Annotated in this window: 22 protein-coding genes and 1 pseudogene; 12 read left to right on the forward strand and 11 right to left on the reverse strand. The window is 71.0% G+C overall.

Annotated features, from left to right (window positions below; translation table 11 throughout):
• Positions 1-17: 17 nt before the first annotated feature.
• The 4 genes and pseudogenes from ABE487_RS10350 to ABE487_RS10365 form a co-directional block, all read right to left on the reverse strand.
• Entirely contained in the window at positions 18-815 is a 798-nt protein-coding gene (locus ABE487_RS10350; RefSeq protein ID WP_346441911.1) for an endonuclease/exonuclease/phosphatase family protein, read from the reverse strand.
• Positions 816-820: 5 nt separating this feature from the next.
• Positions 821-1,621, reverse strand: a complete 801-nt coding sequence (locus tag ABE487_RS10355; protein WP_346441910.1) for a thiol:disulfide interchange protein DsbA/DsbL — start codon at positions 1,619-1,621, stop codon at positions 821-823.
• A 67-nt stretch (positions 1,622-1,688) separates the two neighbouring features.
• On the reverse strand, positions 1,689-2,348 hold the full coding sequence (locus ABE487_RS10360; RefSeq protein ID WP_346441909.1) for a thiol:disulfide interchange protein DsbA/DsbL: 660 nt from the start codon (positions 2,346-2,348) through the stop codon (positions 1,689-1,691).
• A gap of 346 nt (positions 2,349-2,694) precedes the next feature.
• Positions 2,695-3,465, reverse strand: a pseudogene (locus ABE487_RS10365) (cytochrome c4); the annotation flags it as partial.
• A 132-nt stretch (positions 3,466-3,597) separates the two neighbouring features.
• Here ABE487_RS10365 and yihA point away from each other — a divergent pair.
• Positions 3,598-4,227, forward strand: coding sequence for a ribosome biogenesis GTP-binding protein YihA/YsxC (gene yihA / locus ABE487_RS10370; RefSeq protein ID WP_346448493.1), 630 nt, complete (start codon positions 3,598-3,600; stop codon positions 4,225-4,227).
• 36 nt (positions 4,228-4,263) lie between these two features.
• Here yihA and ABE487_RS10375 read toward each other — a convergent pair whose 3' ends face one another.
• Entirely contained in the window at positions 4,264-4,557 is a 294-nt protein-coding gene (locus tag ABE487_RS10375) for a hypothetical protein (RefSeq protein WP_346441907.1), read from the reverse strand.
• 89 nt (positions 4,558-4,646) lie between these two features.
• Positions 4,647-5,636 carry a trypsin-like serine protease gene (locus tag ABE487_RS10380; protein ID WP_346452053.1) on the reverse strand — a complete coding sequence of 330 codons (990 nt, stop codon included), beginning with the start codon at positions 5,634-5,636 and terminating at the stop codon, positions 4,647-4,649.
• A gap of 559 nt (positions 5,637-6,195) precedes the next feature.
• On the opposite strand from ABE487_RS10380, the gene ABE487_RS10385 reads away from it, so the two are divergent.
• Together ABE487_RS10385 and ppc are read left to right on the forward strand one after the other, a co-directional pair.
• The gene (locus tag ABE487_RS10385; RefSeq protein WP_346441905.1) at positions 6,196-7,560 is read left to right on the forward strand and encodes a glutamate--cysteine ligase; all 1,365 of its coding nucleotides are present in this window, start codon (positions 6,196-6,198) and stop codon (positions 7,558-7,560) included.
• 47 nt (positions 7,561-7,607) lie between these two features.
• Positions 7,608-10,337 carry a phosphoenolpyruvate carboxylase gene (ppc, locus tag ABE487_RS10390; RefSeq protein WP_346452054.1) on the forward strand — a complete coding sequence of 910 codons (2,730 nt, stop codon included), beginning with the start codon at positions 7,608-7,610 and terminating at the stop codon, positions 10,335-10,337.
• Between the two features lie 33 nt (positions 10,338-10,370).
• On the opposite strand, the gene ABE487_RS10395 is transcribed toward ppc, so the two are convergent.
• Positions 10,371-10,808 carry a DUF86 domain-containing protein gene (locus ABE487_RS10395; protein ID WP_346448488.1) on the reverse strand — a complete coding sequence of 146 codons (438 nt, stop codon included), beginning with the start codon at positions 10,806-10,808 and terminating at the stop codon, positions 10,371-10,373.
• A complete protein-coding gene (locus ABE487_RS10400) occupies positions 10,798-11,313 on the reverse strand; it encodes a nucleotidyltransferase domain-containing protein (protein ID WP_346448487.1) in 516 nt (171 codons plus the stop codon). The genes ABE487_RS10395 and ABE487_RS10400 overlap by 11 nt, the downstream gene beginning before the upstream one ends.
• Before the next feature lie 246 nt (positions 11,314-11,559).
• Here ABE487_RS10400 and frmR point away from each other — a divergent pair, with 246 nt between their 5' ends.
• The 4 genes from frmR to fghA are packed head-to-tail and all read left to right on the forward strand — an operon-like array spanning position 11,560 to position 14,201.
• Complete coding sequence (frmR, locus tag ABE487_RS10405; protein WP_346441903.1) at positions 11,560-11,832, forward strand: formaldehyde-responsive transcriptional repressor FrmR; 273 nt, start codon at positions 11,560-11,562, stop codon at positions 11,830-11,832.
• Positions 11,833-11,883: 51 nt separating this feature from the next.
• Positions 11,884-12,993: an S-(hydroxymethyl)glutathione dehydrogenase/class III alcohol dehydrogenase gene (locus tag ABE487_RS10410; protein WP_346452055.1), complete on the forward strand. Its 1,110-nt coding sequence runs from the start codon at positions 11,884-11,886 to the stop codon at positions 12,991-12,993.
• 9 nt (positions 12,994-13,002) lie between these two features.
• Complete coding sequence (locus ABE487_RS10415; RefSeq protein ID WP_346452056.1) at positions 13,003-13,347, forward strand: YqcC family protein; 345 nt, start codon at positions 13,003-13,005, stop codon at positions 13,345-13,347.
• Between the two features lie 23 nt (positions 13,348-13,370).
• Positions 13,371-14,201: an S-formylglutathione hydrolase gene (gene fghA / locus ABE487_RS10420; RefSeq protein ID WP_346452057.1), complete on the forward strand. Its 831-nt coding sequence runs from the start codon at positions 13,371-13,373 to the stop codon at positions 14,199-14,201.
• Positions 14,202-14,388: 187 nt separating this feature from the next.
• On the opposite strand, the gene ABE487_RS10425 is transcribed toward fghA, so the two are convergent.
• A complete protein-coding gene (locus ABE487_RS10425; protein WP_346452058.1) occupies positions 14,389-14,877 on the reverse strand; it encodes a hypothetical protein in 489 nt (162 codons plus the stop codon).
• A gap of 44 nt (positions 14,878-14,921) precedes the next feature.
• Positions 14,922-15,653, reverse strand: a complete 732-nt coding sequence (locus tag ABE487_RS10430) for a double zinc ribbon domain-containing protein (protein WP_346452059.1) — start codon at positions 15,651-15,653, stop codon at positions 14,922-14,924.
• A 49-nt stretch (positions 15,654-15,702) separates the two neighbouring features.
• Here ABE487_RS10430 and bioB point away from each other — a divergent pair, with 49 nt between their 5' ends.
• The 5 genes from bioB (at position 15,703) to bioC (ending at position 20,784) form a co-directional block, all read left to right on the forward strand.
• The gene (gene bioB / locus ABE487_RS10435; protein ID WP_346441898.1) at positions 15,703-16,776 is read left to right on the forward strand and encodes a biotin synthase BioB; all 1,074 of its coding nucleotides are present in this window, start codon (positions 15,703-15,705) and stop codon (positions 16,774-16,776) included.
• 27 nt (positions 16,777-16,803) lie between these two features.
• On the forward strand, positions 16,804-18,012 hold the full coding sequence (gene bioF / locus ABE487_RS10440) for an 8-amino-7-oxononanoate synthase (RefSeq protein ID WP_346452892.1): 1,209 nt from the start codon (positions 16,804-16,806) through the stop codon (positions 18,010-18,012).
• Entirely contained in the window at positions 18,009-19,013 is a 1,005-nt protein-coding gene (locus ABE487_RS10445; protein WP_346452785.1) for a multidrug resistance efflux transporter family protein, read from the forward strand. Before bioF ends, ABE487_RS10445 begins: the two co-directional genes overlap by 4 nt.
• 68 nt (positions 19,014-19,081) lie before the next feature.
• Positions 19,082-19,849 carry a pimeloyl-ACP methyl ester esterase BioH gene (gene bioH, locus ABE487_RS10450; protein WP_346452787.1) on the forward strand — a complete coding sequence of 256 codons (768 nt, stop codon included), beginning with the start codon at positions 19,082-19,084 and terminating at the stop codon, positions 19,847-19,849.
• A gap of 35 nt (positions 19,850-19,884) precedes the next feature.
• Positions 19,885-20,784, forward strand: coding sequence for a malonyl-ACP O-methyltransferase BioC (bioC, locus tag ABE487_RS10455; RefSeq protein ID WP_346448476.1), 900 nt, complete (start codon positions 19,885-19,887; stop codon positions 20,782-20,784).
• A 21-nt stretch (positions 20,785-20,805) separates the two neighbouring features.
• Here the strand turns inward: bioC and ABE487_RS10460 are convergent, their stop codons facing one another.
• Entirely contained in the window at positions 20,806-21,171 is a 366-nt protein-coding gene (locus ABE487_RS10460) for an SDR family NAD(P)-dependent oxidoreductase (RefSeq protein ID WP_346448474.1), read from the reverse strand.
• Between the last annotated feature and the right edge of the window lie 49 nt (positions 21,172-21,220).

Below are 21,220 nucleotides of genomic sequence, written 5' to 3' on the forward strand. Positions count from 1 at the left end.
GCAGAAGGGCGCGCGACTCAGCGGCGCAGCGCGTCGGCCGGTACCACCAGCTCGGTCGACAGCGCCAGGTGATCGGAGAACGCCGCCGGCAACGCCTGCATGTTCGTGCACTGCAGTGTGCGCGTGGCGAGGATGTGGTCGATCGCGCGCTGCGGTCGCCAACTGGGGAAGGTATGCACGGCGCAGGCCGGTGGTTGCAGCTCGGTGCCGCGGTAGAGCACGTCCATCTCCGGGCGGTCCCAGGTGCAGTTGAAGTCGCCCATCAGCACCGCGTTGGGATAGTCCTGCAGCACCTCGGAGATGAAGGTCAGCTGCGCGCGCCGCGACTGTGCCCCCAGCGACAGATGCGCGATGGCGACCACCAGGCCTTCGGTGCCCTCGCCGAACCGGCTCAGCAGCAAGCCGCGGCCGCCGATCCGGCCGGGCAGGGCGTGGTTGATGACCTCGACCGGCTCGAGCCGGCTCAGCAACCCGTTGGCGCTGGAGGCGACCGCGCCGACGCGGCGGTTGGGCTGGTGGCTCCAGAACGCGAAGCCGCCGCGCTCGGCGAGGTAGTGGGTCTGGTTGGTGAAGCCCGAGCGCCAACTGCCTGGGTCGGCCTCCTGCAGGCCGACGATGTCGTGACGGCCGGCCAGCGCCGCGATCGCGTCGAGCGCGGTGCGCTTGCCGGCCGGCAGCACGTGCGACCAGCTGCGGGTCGCATAGTCGCTGTAGCGGCGCGTACTCGAACCGGCCTGGATGTTGGCGCTGAGCAGCCGCAGGCGCTGCGGTGCGGGTTCGGACACTGGGGCGGGCGTGGGGTCGGGCTGCGACATCGGCCCTAGCGTGCGGCACGCTCCGTTGCGATCAGGTGATCGGCAATGCGCAGGACGTCCTCGAGCGAGCGGCCGCCGATCACGCGGTACTTGCCGTCGATGATGATCGTCGGCGTGGCGTCGACGCCACTGCGCATCGCGAACTGCCGTGCCCGGCCCAGGTTCGCATTGACCGCGAAGCTCTGCATCGTGCTGCGGAAGCGCTGCGGGTCCACACCCAGGCTGCCGTAGAACGCCACGATGCTGTCGGCATCGGCGTTCTGACGCAGCTTGCGTTCGATGTGGACGGCGTTGAACGTCGCATCGTGGGTGCGCGCCAGCGTGCCCATCGCCTCGGAGGCATAGAACGCACGCGGGAACTGGTCGCGATCGTCGAACGTCGCCGGCACGGCGACGAAATGCACGTCGTCGGGCAGCTTGGCCTTCCAGGCGTTGAGCAGCGGCTCGAACGCCGCGCAATGGCCGCACCAGTACGCGAACACTTCGGCGACCTCGATCTTGCCGGCGGTCTGCGCGAACGGCTGGCCGTTGTCGATCACGACGTAGTCGGTGCCGGCGACCGGGGCCGGGCCCTCGGGCGCGACGACCGGATTGTGGTTGGGGGCCGGTGCGGCGGCCTCTGCCCCGGGGCTCGGCTCGGCGGCCGGCGGCTGGGTCGCGTCGGGCGCGGGCGTCTGCTCGCTTGCGGGGGCGCTGGCCGGCGCGGTCGGCGCGGCGTCGGGCGTGGCGGCCGGGTCGGGCTGCTGCCCGCAGGCGGCGATCAGGACGGGGGCGAGCAGCACCAGCAGGGAATGGCGGATCTTCATGGACGGTCTCTCGATGTGAGCGGTCGGTACGGGGGCCCGGTCGCCGGTGTGGCGGCGGCGCGTCGGCTCAGGGCCGGACGCGTTCCCGGGCGATGAGCTGGTCGGCGATCGTCAGCGCGCCCTCGAGGGTACGCGCCTGGACCCGGTAGCGGCCATTGATGATGAGCGTCGGCGTGCCCTGCAGGCCACTGCGCCGCGCGAAGGCCTGCGCCGCGTTCAGTCGCTCGTCTGTCTGTGCGCTGGTCATCGCGGTCTTGAACGCGGCCTGTGACGGCGCGCCGTGCGCGGCGTAGAACGCCGCCAGCGCATCGAGGCTCGCACCGCTGCGCGGCAGCTGGCCGGTCTTGTGGACGGCGTCGAACACCGCGGCATGCGCGCGCTTGTCGATGCCGAGCGATTGCGCGGCGAAGAACGCCCGCGCGAACGGGTCGCCCGCGGTGAACACCGCCGGCAGATAGGTGAAGCGCACATCGCGCGGCTGCCGGGCCAGCCACGCGTCGATCATCGGCTGAAAATGGAAGCAGTGGATGCAGCCGTAGGAGAACACCTCGACCACCTCGATGTGACCATCGAGCGGCTGCCACGGCGTGCCGCCCTCGATCACGGCGTAGTCGACGTTCTCCACCGGCGCGGGCGACTGCGCGGCGGCGGGCAGGGCGGCCGCCAGCGCGAGCAGCGCGCAGGCCAGCCAGCGGCACCAGGCGGAAACGGAGCGGGAGACGGACATGGCGGCGTGGACTCCTGGAGCGGCGCGGCGCAGGCCGGCCGGGAACACGGGGATGGACACAGGGTGGGGCAGACACGCGAACGCCGGCGCGGGAAGCCCGGCCGGCGTTGCGGACAATACGGGATCGGGCGGGACCGTGCATGGCCCCCGCCCGGCGGCGCACTCACTCGGTCGCGGGCGCCGGCTCGGCGGGCGCGTCGGCAGCCGGGGCCGTATCGGCGGCGCCGTCGCCCTGTTGGGCCTGGTCGGCAGTCTCGTCGGTCGGCGGGACCGGCTGCTCGGCCGGCGGCGTGGCCGGTGCCGGCATCGCCGCGGCCTGGGCCTCGATCGCGGCCAGCATCTTCGGGTCGGGGCGTTGGTGCAGGCCCTGCATGTAGCTGGCCAGTGCCTCGATTTCCTGGTCGGTCAGCGGCTTGGCGACCGTGGCCATGATGTCGAACAGATGGCGGTCGGCCTCGTGGGTCTCGCCGGCACGGTAGGCCTGCAGGCGCGCGGCGCTGTACCAGGCCTGCTGGCCGCCGACGTGCGGATATGCCGGGCCCGGGTTGCCGCTGCCCGCCGGGCCGTGGCAGGCCATGCATGCCGGGATGCCGCGCCTGGCGTCGCCGCTGCGGAACAGCGTCTGGCCGATCTCGTAGAAATTCATGCCGTCGTAGGGCCCGCCTTCGACGACCGCATCGTCGGCGATGCCCGCACCGCTCTTCTGCAGCGCGTAGTGCGCGCCCAGGTCGCGCATGTCCTGCGCGCTGAGCATCGCGGCGAACGGCTGCATGATCGGGCTCATGCGCTCGCCGCTCTTGAACAGCGCGAGTTGGCGGGCGATGTAGCGCTCGCCCTGGCCGGCGATGCGCGGATAGACCGTCGGCGCGGCATCGGCATTGCCGTCCACGCCATGGCAGGCGGCGCAGGTGCCGGCCAACTGGCCGCCCTTCTGCGCATCGCCCGGACGCGCCTTGGCCAGCGCGGCGACCGCGTTGACGTCGGGATGGCTGTCCAGATCGACGGCCTCCACCTCGGGGGCATCGGGCAGCGGCGCCACGGTGGACTGGGCGAACGCGACCGCGCCGACCACGAGGGCGGCAAGGCCGGCGATAGCAAAGACGCGAGCGTGGCGCATGGCTGGGCTCCGAGAATTCTCGACGCTGCGGCCGGCGGAATGCGGCTCGCGAGGGTTGAAATTATGTGTGGCGGACCCGAAGCGGTCAAACCGCGACCGGACGCCGCAGGGGCGGTGTGCCAAGCTATGCCGATGGCCAATCCTTTCAACCGCGCCGCGTACTTGCTCGCCGCGCACGTTCCGCGCCAGCTTCCGCCCGACGATGGCTTCGAGGTCGCGTTTGCCGGTCGCTCCAACGCCGGCAAGTCCAGCGCGCTCAATGCGTTGTGCCGGCAGAACGCGCTGGCGCGCGTGTCCAAGACCCCGGGCCGCACCCAGCAGCTGGTGTATTTCGAGCTGCCGCCGCACGAGCGCCGGTTCCTGGTCGACCTGCCGGGTTACGGCTACGCCAAGGTGCCGCGCGAACTGCAAGCGCACTGGCAGGCGTTCATCGCCGACTACTTCGCCCAGCGCCAGGCGCTGCGCGGCCTGGTGGTGGTCATGGATATCCGCCACCCGCTCAAGGACTACGACCGGCAGATGATCGAGTTCGCGGTCCGCAACGGCACGCCGGCGCACGCGCTGCTGACCAAGGCCGACAAGCTCGGCCGCGGCGCGGCAGGCAACACCTTGCAGGCGGTGCGCCGCGAACTGCAGGCCCAGCACGGCGATCAGGTCAGCGTGCAGACCTTCTCGTCGGAGTCCAAGGCCGGCGTCGACGAACTGCGCGCGGTGGTCGCGCGCTGGATGGAGATCGGCGCACCCGCTGCCGGCGCCGACTAGCCGGTGCGAGGCGCCCGGTGCGAGGCGCCCGGTGCGTTACTGCGGCGCGGTCGGACGCGCCACGCCGACCCGCGGCATCGCTTCGAGTTCGTCGATCACCTCGCGCGGCGCGCGCAGGCGGATCTGCACCGGGAACGATTCCTGTATCACGACGTCCTTGACGACGCCGCGCCGTTCCAGCGCCTGGACCCGCTCGAGCACCGGATCGGGCGATTCGGCGCTGCCCGCGATCGTCGCCGCTTCCAGCGGTGCGCGCTGGGTGGACGGGGGCGTGGCGCCGCAGGCGGTCAGCAGCACCGGCAGGGCGAGGGCGGCAAGCATCGATTTCATGGCGTCTCCCGTGGCGTCTGGAAGGAACGCCATGGCGCCCGTGCCCGGGACGCCATGGCGGTTGTCGGCCTGCAACGGCAACGCGCCGGTCAGGGGTTGGCGGAGATCCAGTTCTGCACCGTGTTCTGCACTGTGGCAGTGATCCGTGTCCCGCAGTTCTGGCTCGACGAGCCGGTCGTGTGCACACCGCGCACGACATAGCCGCTGTCGTAGATGCCGCTGCCGCTGTTGCCGCCGGCGGTGTCGATCGTATAGCAGAGTCGGAACGAGCCGCTGGTGTTGACCGTGCCCGAGTGCCGCCACATCGTGCCGAACGGCTTGTCGCCCGGGTAGCCGGTGATGGTGTGCGTGCCGCCGCCGTAGGTGCCCCAGGCCGCGTAGCCGCCGTGCGCAGGCGCGCTGAGCACGATCAGCGCGTAGTCGTAGTTGGTGTTGCCGCCGTTGTGGTATTCGGCGGTCGTCATGACCCGGCTCCAGGACGTCGTGCCCCAGGGCTGGTAGCTGCCGTTCTGCGCCACAGTGAAGTTGAGGCTGGAATAGAAACTGCCCGCCCCGTTGGAGACGCAATGCCCGGCGGTGAGCACATGCTTCGGCCCGATCAGCGTGCCGGTGCAGCCGATGCCGATGCGGCCGATGTTGTAGAACGGTGCAACGGTGGTGTTGGTCACCTGCACGCGATTGTCGGCGCCGATGACGACCTTGGGCGAAACCGTCGGCAGGCCGTCGGTCCGGGGCAGCGAGGGGGGCATCCCGGGCGTTGCGGCGGGGGTGCGGCCCAGGACCTCCAGGGCCTCGATCGCCTGCTCGAACAGTGCGACGTCGCGCGGGTCCATCGTCGCGATGAACTGGTCGCCCTCGCGCGTGGCCATGATCGTGGTCAGGCCCGCGGCCTTCTGCAACAGGGTCGGAGGCCGGCCGGTGGTGGCGTTCTCGGGCTGGATGCCCGTCACCAGGTCGTCGCCGTGGATGAACCGGGCCTTCTCGCCCAACCTTTCGAACTTCAAGGGCTCGGCGCTCGCGACGCTGGCGCTCAGTGCGCCTAGCGCGAGGGTCAACCCCAGTACGGTCACATGCTTCATCGTAAAACTCCTTGTGTCGATGGATGGTCCTCGAGAGGGAATGCGCCGGAAAGAGCGTGTCGCAAGTACCCCGGGCCGCCCGGCGGTGCGGTCCGGCATGGCGTCGAAGGCGATGCAGCATCGATGCGGGTCGACGCGCAGCCAATGCGATGCGTCGATACAGCAATGACCTCGGAGCACCTCCCTGTCCTGCGTCGCGACATGCGGCGACTGGCATCCAGCCGATACGGCGTGCGACAGCGCGGTGCGACACGATGTCGCAGCGATCGCGAGCGACCACTATGGGCGCAAACCCGGTGCCTGGCTGTGATTGGAGTCACGGATGATCGGACGCGCCTGCGCCTGCCCACATTCATCTGGACGTGAATGCGACCGCGCCACGCGCCGGGCATCGTGCGGTCGCCCCGGCAGGCGTCCAGCGTCGCCGGGGCGAGCGCTGCATCGGCGGAAATCTGCGGCCCGATCCGCTCAACGATCGCCGCCGAAGCAACCGGTATAGTGCGCGGATTCCGCGGCTGGCCTGCGGCTGTCCCCGCCATTTCCGCCGAGCATCATCGCCTTGTCCAGCCCCAGCCACGTCGCCGATACGCCGATCACCGACCGCAACGCACTGGTGGAGGTGCTGGCCTCGGGCGAGAAGCCGGCCGCCGACTGGCGCATCGGCACCGAACACGAGAAGTTCGGCTTCCGCCTGTCCGACCTGCGCCCGCCGACCTTCGATGGACCGCAGGGCATCGAGGCGCTGCTGACCGGGCTCACTCGCTTCGGCTGGGCGCCGGTCGACGAGAACGGCCGCACTGTCGCCCTGCTCAAGGACGGTGCGTCGGTGACGCTCGAGCCGGCCGGACAGCTGGAGCTGTCGGGCGCGCCGCTGATCGACATCCACGCCACCTGCAGCGAGGTGCACACGCACCTGCGCGAGGTGCGCGCGGTCGCCGAAGCGCTCGGCCTGGGCTTTCTGGGCATGGGCTTCCAGCCCAAGTGGCGGCGCGACGAGATGCCGTGGATGCCCAAGGGCCGCTACCGGATCATGCGCGACTACATGCCCAAGGTCGGCACGCTCGGCCTGGACATGATGACCCGCACCTGCACGGTGCAGGTCAACCTGGACTACGCGTCCGAAGCGGACATGGTCAAGAAGTTCCGCGTGTCGCTGGCGCTGCAGCCGGTGGCGACCGCGCTGTTTGCCGATTCGCCGTTCACCGAAGGCAAGCCCAACGGCTTTCTCAGCTACCGCTCGCACATCTGGACCGACACTGACGCCGATCGCACCGGCATGCTGGACTTCGTGTTCGAGGACGGCTTCGGCTACGAGCGCTACGTCGACTACCTGCTCGACGTGCCGATGTACTTCTCCTATCGCGATGGGGTTTACCACGACGCCAGCGGTCAGAGTTTCCGCGACTTCCTGCGCGGCCGGCTGCCGGCGCTGCCCGGTCAGCTGCCGACGCTGCGCGACTGGTCCGATCACATGACCACCGCGTTCCCGGAGGTGCGGCTCAAGAAGTACCTGGAGATGCGCGGCGCCGACGGCGGCCCCTGGAGCCGGTTGTGCGCGTTGCCCGCGTTCTGGGTTGGCCTGCTCTACGACGACACCGCGCTCGATGCCGCCTGGGACCTGGTGCGCGACCTCACGCTCACCGAGCGCAACGCGCTGCGCGACGCGGTGCCCCGGCAGGCGCTCGCCACGCCGTGGCGCACGGGCACGCTGCGCGATCTCGCGGTCGAGGCGCTGAAGATCTCCGCCGCCGGCCTGCAGCGTCGCGCCCGCCACAACGGCGACGGCCAGGACGAGCGCGTGTTCCTGGACACGCTGATCGAGATCGCCGAGTCGGGGCAGACCCCGGCCGAGCAGAAGCTCGCGCTCTACCACGGCCCCTGGCAGGGCGACATCGATCGCGTGTTCCGCGAGTTCGCCTACTGACGCGCGGCCGTCACCCACCACGGGCCCGGCTTGTGTAAGTTGTCGGGATGACGCCAGACGCCACCCGAGAGTCCGCCCTGCCGCTGCGCGAAGTCGAGTTCGCGCGTACCGATACCCTGCTGCGCGACGATGTCCGCCGACTCGGCGCGATGGTCGGCGACATGCTCGCCGAACAAGCCTCGCCGGCGCTGCTCGAGCGCGTCGAGGCGCTGCGGCGCGCGGCGATCGCACGGCGCGAGTCCGGTACGCCGGTCGATGCGCTGGCCGAGGGGCTGTCGCAGGTCGCCACCGACGATGCCGAGGCGCTGGTGCGCGCGTTCGCCGCCTATTTCGGTGCGGTCAACCTCGCCGAGCGTGTGCACCGCATCCGCCGTCGCCGCGACTACCAGCGCGCCAGCGACGCGCCGCAGCCCGGTGGCTTGGAGGCGGCGGTGCGCGCACTGCACGACGATGGCGTGACGCTCGACGACTTGCAGGCCTGCCTTTCGCGGTTGCACGTCGAGCCGGTGTTCACCGCGCATCCCACCGAGGCGGTGCGCCGGGTGTTGCTGGAAAAGGAGCGCACGATCGTCGAGCGGCTGATCGCCGACATCGACCGCGAACGCACCCCGACCGAACGCCGGGCCGACGATGCCCGGATCGGGCTGGCACTGGCGTCTGCCTGGCAGACCTCCGAGTCGCCCGCGCGCAAGCCCACCGTCGCCGACGAGGTCGACCACGTCGGGTTCTATCTGTCGAATGTGCTCTACCGTGTACTGCCGGTGTTCTACGAAGCGCTCGGCGACGCGATCGAACGCGTCTACGGCACGCGTCCGGCGCTGCCGCAGGTGCTGCGCTTCGGGACCTGGGTCGGCGGCGACATGGACGGCAATCCCAACGTCAACGCCGACACCATGCGCGCCGCGCTCGGCGCCCAGCGCAGCCAGGCGCTGGCGCAGTACCGCCGCGACCTGCGCGGGCTCGGCAATGTGCTCACGCAAACACTGGGCCGCGCCACGATCGACGAAACGATCATGGCGCGAGTCGACGACTACCGGCGCCGCCTGCCCGACGCCGAGGCCACACTCAACCCGCGCCATGCCGACATGCCGTACCGGCGCCTGCTCGATCTGATGCAGCTGCGACTGCGCCTGACCGATGCCGATCACCGCGCCGGCTACGCGGATGCCGACGCGTTCCTCGCCGATCTGGTGTTGATGGATACGAGCCTGCGCGGCAACCGTGGCGATCACGCCGGCCTGTTCGCGCTCGAACGCCTGCTGTGGCGTGTGCGTACGTTCGGCTTCCATCTCGCCGCGCTCGATCTGCGCCAGGATTCGGCCGTGCACGACGAGGTACTCGGCCGCATCGACGACAGCGACTGGTCCGCGCTCGAGGTCGAGGCGCGTGTCGAGCGTCTGCACGCCATGCTCGATGCGCCCCCGAAGGCCAACGGCGCGCTGTCCAACGCGACCGTCGCCTCGACGCTGGGCGTGTTCGATGCGGTCACCGATCTGCGCCGCAGTCATGGTGAATCCGCGACCGGCCTGTACATCATCTCGATGGCGCGCAGCGCCGCCGATGCGCTGGCGGTGCTGGCGCTGGCGCGCATCGCCGGCTGCGTCGAGAACGGCGACGTGCCGCTCGACGTCGCGCCGTTGTTCGAGACCGTCGACGACCTGGAGGCGGCGCCGGCCGTCATGCGCGCGCTGTTCGACGATCCCCGCTATCGGGCGCACCTGACTACGCGCGGCAATCGCCAGACGGTGATGCTCGGCTATTCGGACAGCGCCAAGGACGGCGGCCTGCTGGCCTCGCGCTGGGCACTGCAGCGCACCCAGGTCGAACTGACCGCACTGGCCCAGGCCGCCGGGGTGCGCATCGCGTTCTTCCACGGCCGCGGCGGCTCGGTCAGCCGCGGCGGCGGCAAGACCGGACGCGCGATCCATGCCGCGCCGCGCGGCTCGGTCGACGGCGTGCTGCGGGTGACCGAGCAGGGCGAAGTGATCCACCGCAAGTACGGCATCCGCGCGCTGGCGCTGCGCAATCTCGAACAGACCGCCGCCGCGGTGCTGCAGGCCACACTGCGACCACGCCCGGCCGACCCGCGCGAGGACGCCTGGCGGGACCTGGCCGGCGACCTGGCCGGTGTGTCGCGCACGCACTACCGCGCGCTGGTGCACGAACGCGAGGACTTCCCCGACTACTTCCGCGCCGCCACGCCGATCGATGTCATCGAACGGCTGCAGATCGGCTCGCGGCCCTCGCGCCGACGCGAAGGCGGCATCGCCAACCTGCGCGCGATTCCCTGGGTGTTCGCCTGGGCGCAGAACCGTTCCGGCCTGACCGGCTGGTACGGCCTGGGCACCGCGCTCATGCACGGCATCGAGCGCCACGGTCGCGAAGCGATGAGGGAGATGGCGCGCGACTGGCCGTTCTTCCGCGCTGCGCTCGACGATGTCGAGATGCTGCTGGCCAAGAGCGACATCGATATCTTCGAGCGCTACTCGCAGCTGGCCGGCGATGCCCATGCGGTGTTCTTCCCCGAGATCGCGGCGGAGTTCTGCCGCACCCGCGACGCGATCCTGCTGCTCAAGGACCAGGACACGCTGCTGGCCGACGACTATCGCCTGCAGCTGTCGATCCGCCTGCGCAACCCCTACGTCGATCCGATCAGCCTGCTGCAGGTCGAACTGCTGCGCCGCTGGCGCGCGGCCAACCGCGAGGACGACGACCTGCTGCGTGCGTTGATCTCGACCGTCAACGGCATCGCGGCGGGCATCCAGAACACCGGGTGAGCCGGCTGTTTGCGGTGCATGCGCCTGCCGTGGTCAGTTCGACGCGCCGCCTTCGGTCTGTGCATCGCGCAACAGCAGTGCCTTGGCGTAGTCCTCGAACTCGACCAAATGGCGGGTGATGACCGCGATCGTGATCGGAAGTTGCAACGTCTGGTATTCGTGAACTGCAATATTGCGGTAGCCCACCATGCGTTGAAGCGCGCTGGCGAGATCGCCATCAATCCAGTTCGCGGCTGCGAGTAGGGCGAAGACATCGCGAGCGCTCTGGGGGATGCCGATGCGTTCGCGCCGGATCACGTGCTGACCCATGTCCAGCGCCGCCTCGCAGGCGCGCTGGATGTTCAGGATCGCGGCATCTTGGCGCGTGTAGTCGTCACCGAACGTCGCGGGATTGTGCGCGTACTCTTCGCGCGCCCTGCGGACGCAGCGCTCGATCGTCGCCGCCTTGTTCAACAGCACGTCATCGGCCATGAATGCGTCCCTCCCTGCGGATGTCCGACAGCAACCCGGCGCGCGCGCGATCGAGCTCCAGTTTCTCGCCGAGGACGGCGCATTCGAACAGACCCGCACGTACATCCGAGGCCCACCACCGTTCGCCGCGGGTCAGCACCTGGTGCTGCATGACCGTCGATGCACGTCGCAGGTCCAACAGATCCACATCGCAGCCGACCGTCCCGGCCAGATCGCCTGCCAACTGCCACAAGGCCACCGGCTCGGCATAGCCCTCGACCAGGACGGCGAGGTCCAGGTCGCTGTGCGACTCCGCCTGTCCGTTGACCCGGCTACCGAAGGCATAGATGCCGAGCAGACCCGGCACGCGACGTCGAAGCGTCTCGATGATCGATTGCTTGTCCATGCTGTGGTACGAGGAGCGGGGCACCAGTGTAAACAAGCCGGTCTGTAAGCGGGGGTTACGGCGCTGCGAGCGGTCCAGGGGTCGACCATGCGGTCGAAGCCGCGTGAGTTCGATGAACATCAAGCATGGTCGACGCATTGGGCGAGGGCTTGTCGTCGTGAACAATGCACGTCTGGGGCGAAGCCACGACATCGAGGCGAAGAAGTTCGTGCCGCAAGCAGTCCTATCGATGGCGGCGCTACAGCCTCTCGGCCACGTGCAGTCGCACGGCCTGAGGTGGCCAGAGGCATGCATGCCAGGGCGGCTTGCACGCGCCTGTCGGCTTCGCGATATACTCCACCCCAGTACCAAGCCCGCAGGCCGACCATGCCCCATTCGCCCGAGGAAAAGAAGCGTGTGCTCGCCCGTGTGCGCCGCATGCGCGGCCAGCTCGACGCGCTCGAGCGCGCGCTCGAAGCCGGGACCGATTGCGCGCCGGTGCTCCAGCAGCTCGCCGCGATCCGCGGCGCGGTCAACGGCCTGATGGCCGGTGTGCTCGAAAGTCACCTGCGCGAAGAGCTCGCCGGGGCCAGCAGTGCCGACCGGCGGCAGGCCTCGATCGACGACGCCATCGCGCTGGTCCGCTCCTACCTGCGCTGAGCGGCCCATCGCCTGCGTGTTCCTGTCCTGACGTTCCCTGGAGTCATCGCCATGAAATCCCGTGCTGCTGTCGCCTTCGCCCCCGGGCAACCGCTGAAGATCGTCGAGATCGACGTCGCGCCGCCCAAGGCCGGCGAGGTGCTGGTGAAGATCACCCACACCGGTGTCTGCCACACCGACGCGTTCACGCTGTCGGGCGACGATCCGGAAGGGCTGTTCCCCGCGGTGCTCGGCCATGAGGGCGCGGGCATCGTCGTCGAAGTGGGCGAGGGCGTGACCTCGGTCAAGCCGGGCGATCACGTGATTCCGCTCTACACCGCAGAGTGCGGCGAGTGCTTGTTCTGCAAGTCGGGCAAGACCAACCTGTGTGTCGCCGTGCGCGCCACGCAGGGCAAGGGCGTGATGCCCGACGGCACCACGCGCTTCTCGTACAACGGCGAGCCGATCTACCACTACATGGGCTGTTCGACGTTCAGTGAGTACACCGTCGTCGCCGAGGTCTCGCTGGCGAAGATCAATCCCGACGCCAACCCCGAACATGTCTGCCTGCTCGGCTGCGGTGTGACCACCGGCATCGGCGCGGTGCACAACACCGCCAAGGTGCAGGAAGGCGACAGTGTGGCCGTGTTCGGCCTGGGCGGCATCGGCCTGGCGGTGATCCAGGGCGCGCGCCAGGCCAAGGCCGGGCGCATCATCGCCGTCGACACCAATCCGTCGAAGTTCGAACTGGCGCGCGAGTTCGGTGCCACCGACTGCGTCAACCCGAAGGACTTCGAGCAGCCGATCCAGCAGGTGATCGTCGAAATGACCGGCTGGGGTGTGGACCATTCGTTCGAGTGCATCGGCAACGTCAACGTGATGCGCGCCGCGCTCGAATGCGCGCACCGTGGCTGGGGCCAGAGCGTGATCATCGGCGTCGCCGGCGCGGGCCAGGAGATCAGCACGCGGCCGTTCCAGCTGGTCACCGGGCGCAAGTGGCTCGGCACCGCGTTCGGTGGGGTCAAGGGCCGCTCGCAGCTGCCGGGCATGGTCGAGGACGCGATGAAGGGCGAGATCGAACTCGCGCCGTTCGTGACCCACACCATGGATCTGGACGCGATCAACGACGCCTTCGACCTGATGCATGAAGGCAAGTCGATCCGCTCAGTGGTCCATTACTGAGTCGCGGCCGTGGGCTGGTTCGACGCCCGGCGTAGACCGCGTGAGGTCGATCCGCGCGCGGCCCTGGTCGAGCCGATCGAGCAGGCGCTGCGCGCGCTGGGCTGGGTCGAAGGCGAGGTGGGCGCGCCGCGCGCAGTGGATTCACCGTTCGGCCTCGACGAGATGCCGTTTGAGCATTGGTTGGCGCAGGTGTTCCTGCCAAGCCTGCACGAGGCACGCGCCGGTGGCCAATGGCCACCGCGCAGTGACGTGGTAGTGGCCGCCCATCGCAATCTCGACGGGCAGCCCGATACCCAACCGCTGCTGCGCCTTCTCTCGCAGCTCGATGCACTGATCAATACACGGGTCGGCTAAAGGCCGGCATGCAGGAGCGCCTCATGCAACGCAACGAACATCGCGCCAGCTTCGGCGGCTGGCAGGACGTCTACGAACACGCCTCCGACACACTCGGCTGCACGATGCGGTTCGCAGTGTATCTGCCGCCGCAGGCCGAGCGCGGCCCGCTGCCGGTGCTGTACTGGCTCAGCGGCCTGACCTGTAACGAGCAGAACTTCATCACCAAGGCCGGTGCGCAGCGCTATGCCGCCGAGCATGGCGTGATCGTCGTTGCGCCTGACACCAGCCCGCGCGGCGAGGGCGTGGCCGACGCCGAGGGCTACGACCTCGGTCAGGGCGCCGGCTTCTACGTCGATGCCACGCAGGCGCCGTGGGCAGCGCACTACCGCATGCACGACTACATCGCGCGCGAACTGCCTGCGTTGATCGAGGCGCACTTTCCGACCACCGACGCACGCGCGATCAGCGGCCATTCGATGGGCGGCCACGGCGCGTTGGTGATCGCGCTCAAGCACCCCGGGCGCTACCGCAGCGTGTCCGCGTTCTCACCGATCGTCGCGCCCAGCCAGGTGCCGTGGGGCGAGAAGGCGTTCTCGGCGTATCTGGGCGACGACCGCGCCGCCTGGCAGGCCTGGGATGCGACCGCGCTGGTGGCCACGGCCAGCGAGCGGCTGCCGTTGCTGATCGACCAGGGCGAGGCCGACGAGTTCCTCGACAGCCAACTGCGTCCGCAGCTGCTGCAGGCCGCCTGCGCCGCCGCCGGCCATCCGCTGGAGCTGCGTATGCAACCCGGCTACGACCACAGCTACTACTTCATCGCCAGCTTCATCGGCGACCACATCGCCCACCACGCCCGCGCGCTGCGCGGTTGACGGCCGGGCGTTGGCGGCGGGGCCGTGCGGTCGCCCCCACCCCAGCCCTCCCCTGCAGGCGGGGGAGGGAGCAATGCGCGCGCATTGCGCACGCCATCCAGTCCTCCTCGCCCAATCGAGCGCTCTCCCAAAGTGCGCGCGCTTCGCTCCCTCCCCCGCCTGCGGGGGAGGGCTGGGGTGGGGGCAGCTACCGGTCGTCGCCGACCACCAACGAGCGACGCAGGCGTTCGGCGTCCTCGAGCGTGTCGGTCGACACCTGGAAGCCGTCAGAGAACGGGCCGGCGATGCGTGCGGTGATCAGCAGTCTGTCGTTGGCGACCAGGCCCAACTGCCGGGCGATATGGTTGGTGGTCAGTGCTTTGAGTCGGGCGGCGCCTGGCGGGGTGAGTTCGACCACGATCGCGGGACGATCGCCGAGAACCTCGGCGCGGACCGAGCGGACATCGGCGCCGGGGATCGTATCGACGTGGCGCAGGTGAAGTGTCCGGCCGTCGTCGGTGGTCCAGGCGCGGGTCGTCTCGCTGCCCGGCGGCGCATCGCGCGCGGGCTCCAGGTGCAATTCAATGTCGACATAGCGCTCGGAAACCGCGGACTCGGCGGGTCGCTCGACGCAACCGGACAGCGCGCCGAGCGCGGACAGGGCAAGCAGGAGGGGCAGCAGGCGTGCTCTCGACATGGGCAGGACCGTGTGGGGACGTCGGCCCATCCTACCTGCCGCGCTCACGGCACCCGCGCGCAGACCCAGGCATCGACGCGTGCGATGCCCAGGCGACGCAGCGCCAACGCGGCCGCGCGCAGGGTCGCGCCGGTGGTCATGACGTCGTCGACCAGCGCGATGTGCGCGGGCAGCGGGCCACGGGCCGTGGCCACGAATGCGCCCCGGACATTGCGGCGCCGGCCCGGCGCATCGAGGCGGGACTGCGGCGCGGTCGCCCGGGACCGGCGCAACAGGTCGGTGCGCAGCGGCAGCGCCAACGCACGGGCCAGCGGACGCGCCAGTTCGAGCGCCTGGTCGTAGCCGCGCCCGCGCAGCCGCGCCGGATGCAGCGGCACCGGCACCAGCGCGTCGGGCCGGGGCCGCGACGCCAGCGCCCGCGCCATCGACGCCGACAGCAGGGCGCCGGCGGCGAGGTCGCGGTGGAACTTCAGCCGCGGCAGCAGGCGGTCGACCGGGAAGCCGTAGACGAAGGCCGCGTAGGTCGCATCAAGCGGCGGCGGGCGACGCAGGCACCCGCCGCATAGCGTGTCGCCGGCCGCCAGCGGGACGGCGCAGCGCGCGCAGGCCGGCCCGGTCCACGGCAGCGCCGCCGCGCAGGCCGCGCACAGCGCGCGGCCGTCGTCGCCGCGTGCCTCGCATACCAGGCAGCGCGCCGCGAACAGCCGCCGCAGCCAGCGATGGGCACGGCGCTCGTCAACCGGCGAGGCCGGCATCTGGTTGACAGCCTGCGTCATGCTTTCCAGACTGCCGGCCCTATCCCGCCGCGACCGTCGGAAAACCGCCATGTCCGTTGTCAGCCACGCCCGCGATACCGCCGGCCAGCCCATCCTGCGTCACGACTGGAGCCGTTCGGAGGTCGAGGCGCTGTTCGCGCTGCCGCTGACCGAGCTGCTGTTCCGCGCCGCGCAGGTGCATCGTGAGCACTTCGATCCGGCCGAGGTCCAGGTCAGCACGCTGCTGTCGGTCAAGACCGGCGGCTGCCCGGAGGACTGCGCCTACTGCCCGCAGGCCCAGCGTTACCACACCGGCGTCGATGCGACCAAGCTGATGGCCACCGAGGCGGTGCTGGAGAAGGCGCGCCAGGCCAAGGCCGCCGGCGCGACCCGCTTCTGCATGGGCGCGGCGTGGCGCTCGCCCAAGGACCGCGACATCCCGAAGGTCGCGGCGATGATCCGCGAGGTCAAAGCGCTGGGCCTGGAGACCTGCGCCACGCTGGGCATGCTCAGCGGCGAGCAGGCGCGCGCGCTCAAGGACGCGGGCCTGGACTACTACAACCACAACATCGACACCGACCCCGAGTACTACGACGCGATCATCCGCACGCGCGAGTTGCAGGACCGCTTCGACACCCTCGAGCACGTGCGCGAGGCGGGCCTGAAGACCTGCTGCGGCGGCATTGTCGGCATGGGCGAGAGCGGCCGCCAGCGCGCCGGTCTGCTGCGCACGCTGGCCAACCTGCCGGCGCATCCCGACTCGGTGCCGATCAACCGGCTGGTGCAGGTCGAAGGCACCCCGCTGCATGGCACCGAGCAGATCGACCCATTCGACTTCGTGCGCACGATCGCGGTCGCGCGGATCCTGATGCCGCGCTCGATGGTGCGGCTGTCGGCCGGGCGCCAGGACATGAGCGACGAGCTGCAGGCGATGTGCTTTTTGGCCGGCGCGAACTCGATCTTCTACGGCGAGCAGCTTCTGACCACCGGCAACCCCGACACCGAGCGCGACCTGGCGCTGTTCGCGCGCCTGGGCCTGCGGCCGATGCAGGTGATGGTCGATGCCGCCGATCACGACCACCCGGGCACCGTGCACGCCGACATCATCGAACTGCCGCAGCACCCGGCGAGCTGCGCGGCATGACGCCGGCACGCGCGGACGCGGGCGGCGATGTCGCCTGAGCGGCCCGACCTGCGCGAACGCGCGCGCGCGGCGCGGCTGGCGCGCGAGGCCCGCCACGCCCGCCGACGGCGGCGCACGGTCGCGCGCCGCGACGGCATGCGCTGCGAGGTCGATGGCCGCTGGCTGCTGAACTTCTGCGGCAACGACTACCTCGGCTTGGCCCAGCATCCGGGGGTGGTGGCGGCGCTGCGCGATGCGGCGACTGAGGACGGCGTCGGCAGTGGCGGCTCGCACCTGGTCTGCGGTCATCACGCCCGCCATGTCGCGCTCGAGCGCGAGGTCGCCGACTGGCTGCAGGTGCCGGCGGCGTTGCTGCTGGGCAGCGGCTTTGCGGCCAACCTCGCGGTGCTGCAGGCGCTGCTGGGCGAGGACGATGCCTGCGTGCAGGACCGGCTCAACCACGCCAGCCTGATCGACGCTGCGCGGCTGGCCGGTTGCCGGCTGCGCCGCTACCCGCACGGCGACGCGCAAGGCGCGCTGCGCCAGTTGCAGGGCCTGCCGGGCGGCGCGGCGCTGGTGGCCACTGACGGCGTTTTCAGCATGGACGGCGACATCGCGCCATTGCGCGCATTGGCCGCGGTCGCGCAGGCGCAGCAGGCGCTGCTGTACGTCGACGACGCGCACGGCATCGGCGTGTGCGGGCCCGATGGCCGCGGCAGCGTCGCCCAGGCCGGCCTCGGTGTCGACGCGGTGCCGCTGCAGTTGCTGACGCTGGGCAAGGCGCTCGGCGGCTACGGCGCGGTGGTGGCCGGCGATACCGACCTCGTCGCGCACCTGGCCGAAACCGCGCGGCCCTACGTCTACACCACCGCACTGCCGCCGGCGCAGGCCGCCGCGACGCTGGCCGCGGTGCGGCTGGCGCGCCACGAGCACTGGCGCCGCGAGCGGCTGGGCGCGCTGGTGCAGCGCTTGCGCGAACGCGCCGCGCGCGCGGGCCTGGACCTGATGCCGTCCGACACACCGATCCAGCCACTGCGCTGCGGCGACAACGCGACCGCGCTCGCGCTGTCGCAGGCACTCGATGCCGCCGGCTTCTGGGTCGCGGCGATCCGCCCGCCGACCGTGCCCGAGGGCCAGGCACGACTGCGCATCACGCTCGCCGCGACCCACGAGGACGCCCAGATCGACGCGCTGGTCGATGCGCTCGCCGCCGCGCGCGATGCGCTGGCACCGACAGCGTCTGCGATCCCGGCATGAGCACGCAGCCCCAAGACACCCGCCGCGCATTGCTGGCGGTGGCGATCGCACTCGCTTCGGCGCTGTTCTTCACGCTGACCTATGTGCTCAACCGCGCCAGCGCCAGCGGCGGCGGCCACTGGGCCTGGACCGCCTGCCTGCGTTACTTCATCACCCTGCCGCTGCTGTTGCCGCTGATGCCCTGGCAGGGCGGTGCCGCGCCGGTCCTGCGTGCGATCGCCGCACATCCCTGGGCGTGGCTGCGCTGCAGCGCGATCGGCTTCCTGCTGTTCTACTGCATGCTGTCGTTCGCCGCGTCCAGCGGCCCGGCGTGGCTGGTCGCCGGCAGTTTCCAGTTCACCGTGATCGCCGGCATGTTGTGCGCGCCGCTGCTCTATCGCGACGCCCGTCGCCGCGTGCCGCCGGCCGCGCTGGCGGTGGCGGCGGCGATCCTGGTCGGCGTGCTGCTGATGCAGTTCGGCCACGGCGGCGCGGGCCTGGATGCGGCGGGCTGGATCGCGCTGGCCTGCGTGCTGACCGCGGCGATCGCCTATCCACTGGGCAACCGCCTGTTGTTGCTGCACCTGGAGCGCACCGGCGAGGACCTCAGCGCGACCCAGCGCGTGTTCGGCCTGACGCTGGCCAGCCAGCCGTTGTGGCTGGTGGTGGCGGCCTTCGCCTGGCACCAGGCCGGCCCGCCCGCGCTGTCGCAGGTCTGGCTGGCGGCGGGCGTGGCGCTGAGCGCCGGCGTGATCGCGACAATCCTGTTCTTCCAGGCCACCGGCATGGTCCGGCACAACCCGGTCGCGCTCGGCGCGGCCGAAGCGATGCAGGCGGCCGAACTGCTGTTCGCCGCGCTGCTGGGCGCGCTGTTCCTGCACGAAGCCTGGCCGCAGGGCCGGGCGCTGATCGGCGCGCTGGTGGTGACCGGCGGCATCGTCGCGTTCGCGCTGCTGGTCGCACGCCCGGCGGCCAGCAGCCCGCGCCGCACACGCGCGCTGCGCGGGGACAAGGGCGCATGACCCACGAAGGCACACCGACGATGCACGACATGTCCCCCGCGGCCACGCTGCCCGACGACGGCAGTGGCCTGCACATCGAGGTCGGCGGCGACGGGCCGCCGCTGGTGCTGCTGCACGGCTGGGCGATGCATGGCGGCGTGTTCGCGCCGCTGGTCGCGCGCCTGCGCGCTCACCGCACCGTTTACTGCGTGGACCTGCCGGGTCATGGACGCAGCCGCGAGGCCACCGTGCCGCTGGCGCTCGCCCTGGTGGTCGATGCGCTTGCGTCGCGGTTGCCGCCAGCGCCGTGGCTGGGCTGGTCGCTCGGTGGATTGTTCGCGCTGCAGGCTGCGGCGAGCCGCCCGGACACGGTGACCGCACTGGCCATGCTGTGCGCCAGTCCGCGCTTCGTGCGCGGCGAAGACTGGACCCACGGCATGGCGCCGGAGGTCTTCCGCGACTTCGCGCGCGGCCTGCGCGAGGACTACCGCGGCACGCTCGACCGCTTCATCGCGCTGGAAGCCTTCGGCTCGGACGATGCGCGCGGCGAGGTGCGCGCGCTGCGCGCTGAAGTCTTCGCCCGCGGCGAGCCGGCCGCGCATGCGCTCGTCGACGGGCTGCAGCTGCTGCGCAGCGTCGACCTGCGTGCGGCACTGCCCGGGCTCACCGTGCCGAGCCTGTGGCTGGCCGGTCGGCGCGACCGGCTGGTGGACCCGCAGGCGATGCACGCGGCCGCTGCGCAGGCCCCCGGCGCGCAGGCGCACACGATCGCGCACGCCGGCCACGCGCCGTTTTTGACCCACGCCGATGCCGTGGCCGAGCATCTGCTCGCGTTCCTGTCCACGGTCGCGGCCTAGCGCGCGCCGTTTCCCCGCCCCGAATCGCCGACCCCATGACCGCCATCTTCGATCGCACCCACGTCCGCCGGGCGTTTTCGCGCGCCTCGTCGAGCTACGCCGGCGCCGCCGCTCTGCAACGGCAGGTCGAGGCGCATCTGCTCGAGTCGCTGGACTATCTCGACGACCGCGTGCCCGGCTGCGTGCTCGATGTCGGCAGCGGCCCGGCGCATGCCGCGCTGGCGATGCGCGCGCGCTGGCCCAAGGCGCGCATCGTGGCGGTGGACCTGGCCTTGCCGATGCTGCAGCAGGCGCCGGTGCGCGCCGGCTGGCGCGACCGCCTCGGCCTGCAGCGCCCCGTCGACCGGGTCTGCGCCGATCTGCGCGCACTGCCGATCGCCGAGGACAGCGTCGACGTGCTGTTCTGCAACCTGTCGCTGCAATGGGTCGAGGACCTGGCGGCCGCGTTTGCCGGCTTTCGTCGGGTGCTGCGCCCCGACGGCCTGCTGCTGTGTTCGACCTTCGGCCCGCAGACGCTGATCGAACTGCGCGAGGCCTTCGGCCATGCCGACGAGGTGCCGCACGTCAGCCCGTTCGCGTCGATCGCCGAGTTTGGCGACGCGCTGATGCAGGCCGGCTTCCGCAATCCGGTGCTCGACCGCGAGGTCGCCGTCCACCATCACCCCGACATGGCCGCGCTGATGCGCGAGCTGCGCGCGGTCGGTGCGACCAACGCGCTGGCCGGTCGTCGTCGTGCGTTGACCGGACGCGCGCGCTTCGCCGCGGCCGCGGCGCACTACGAACAGTTCCGCGAGGCCGACGGCCTGCCGGCGAGTTGGGAATGGATCACCGCGATGGCCTGGGCGCCGCAGCCGGGGGCGCCGATCCGCGACGGCGGCGAGGAACTCGCGCGATTCCCGGCCAGCGCGATCCCGGTCCGCCGGCGACGCGACTGACGCCGCGCCGCCGGCGCAGGCTCAACCGGCCTCGGCCATCCAGGCCTCGGCGTCGGCGCCGGCCGCGATCCGCATCGGTGTCCCGGGCTCGGTCGTCGCCCGCCAGATCGCCTCGGCCACGTCCAAGGCCTGGGTGACCGGGCCGTCGGTCTCGCGGAAGCCGGTGAGCACGCGTTCGACCAGCGGCCCGTATGCGGGATGGTCGACGCCGCGCAGGTGCGCGCGTGCGTTCTCGCCGAAGCGCGTCTCCGGTGCCCGGCCGGGCAGGACCAGCCGCACGCGGATGCCCAGTGGTTCGACCTCGACGGCCAGCGATTCGGTCATCGCCTCGACCGCTGCCTTGCTGGCGCGATAGACGCCCAACAGCGGCAGCGGCCGCAGCGTCACTGACGTTGACCACGACGCGGGCGGGGTGCCGCGCGCAATGACGGCGATG

Source organism: Luteimonas sp. TWI596, assembly GCF_039674105.1.
Lineage (GTDB): Bacteria > Pseudomonadota > Gammaproteobacteria > Xanthomonadales > Xanthomonadaceae > Luteimonas.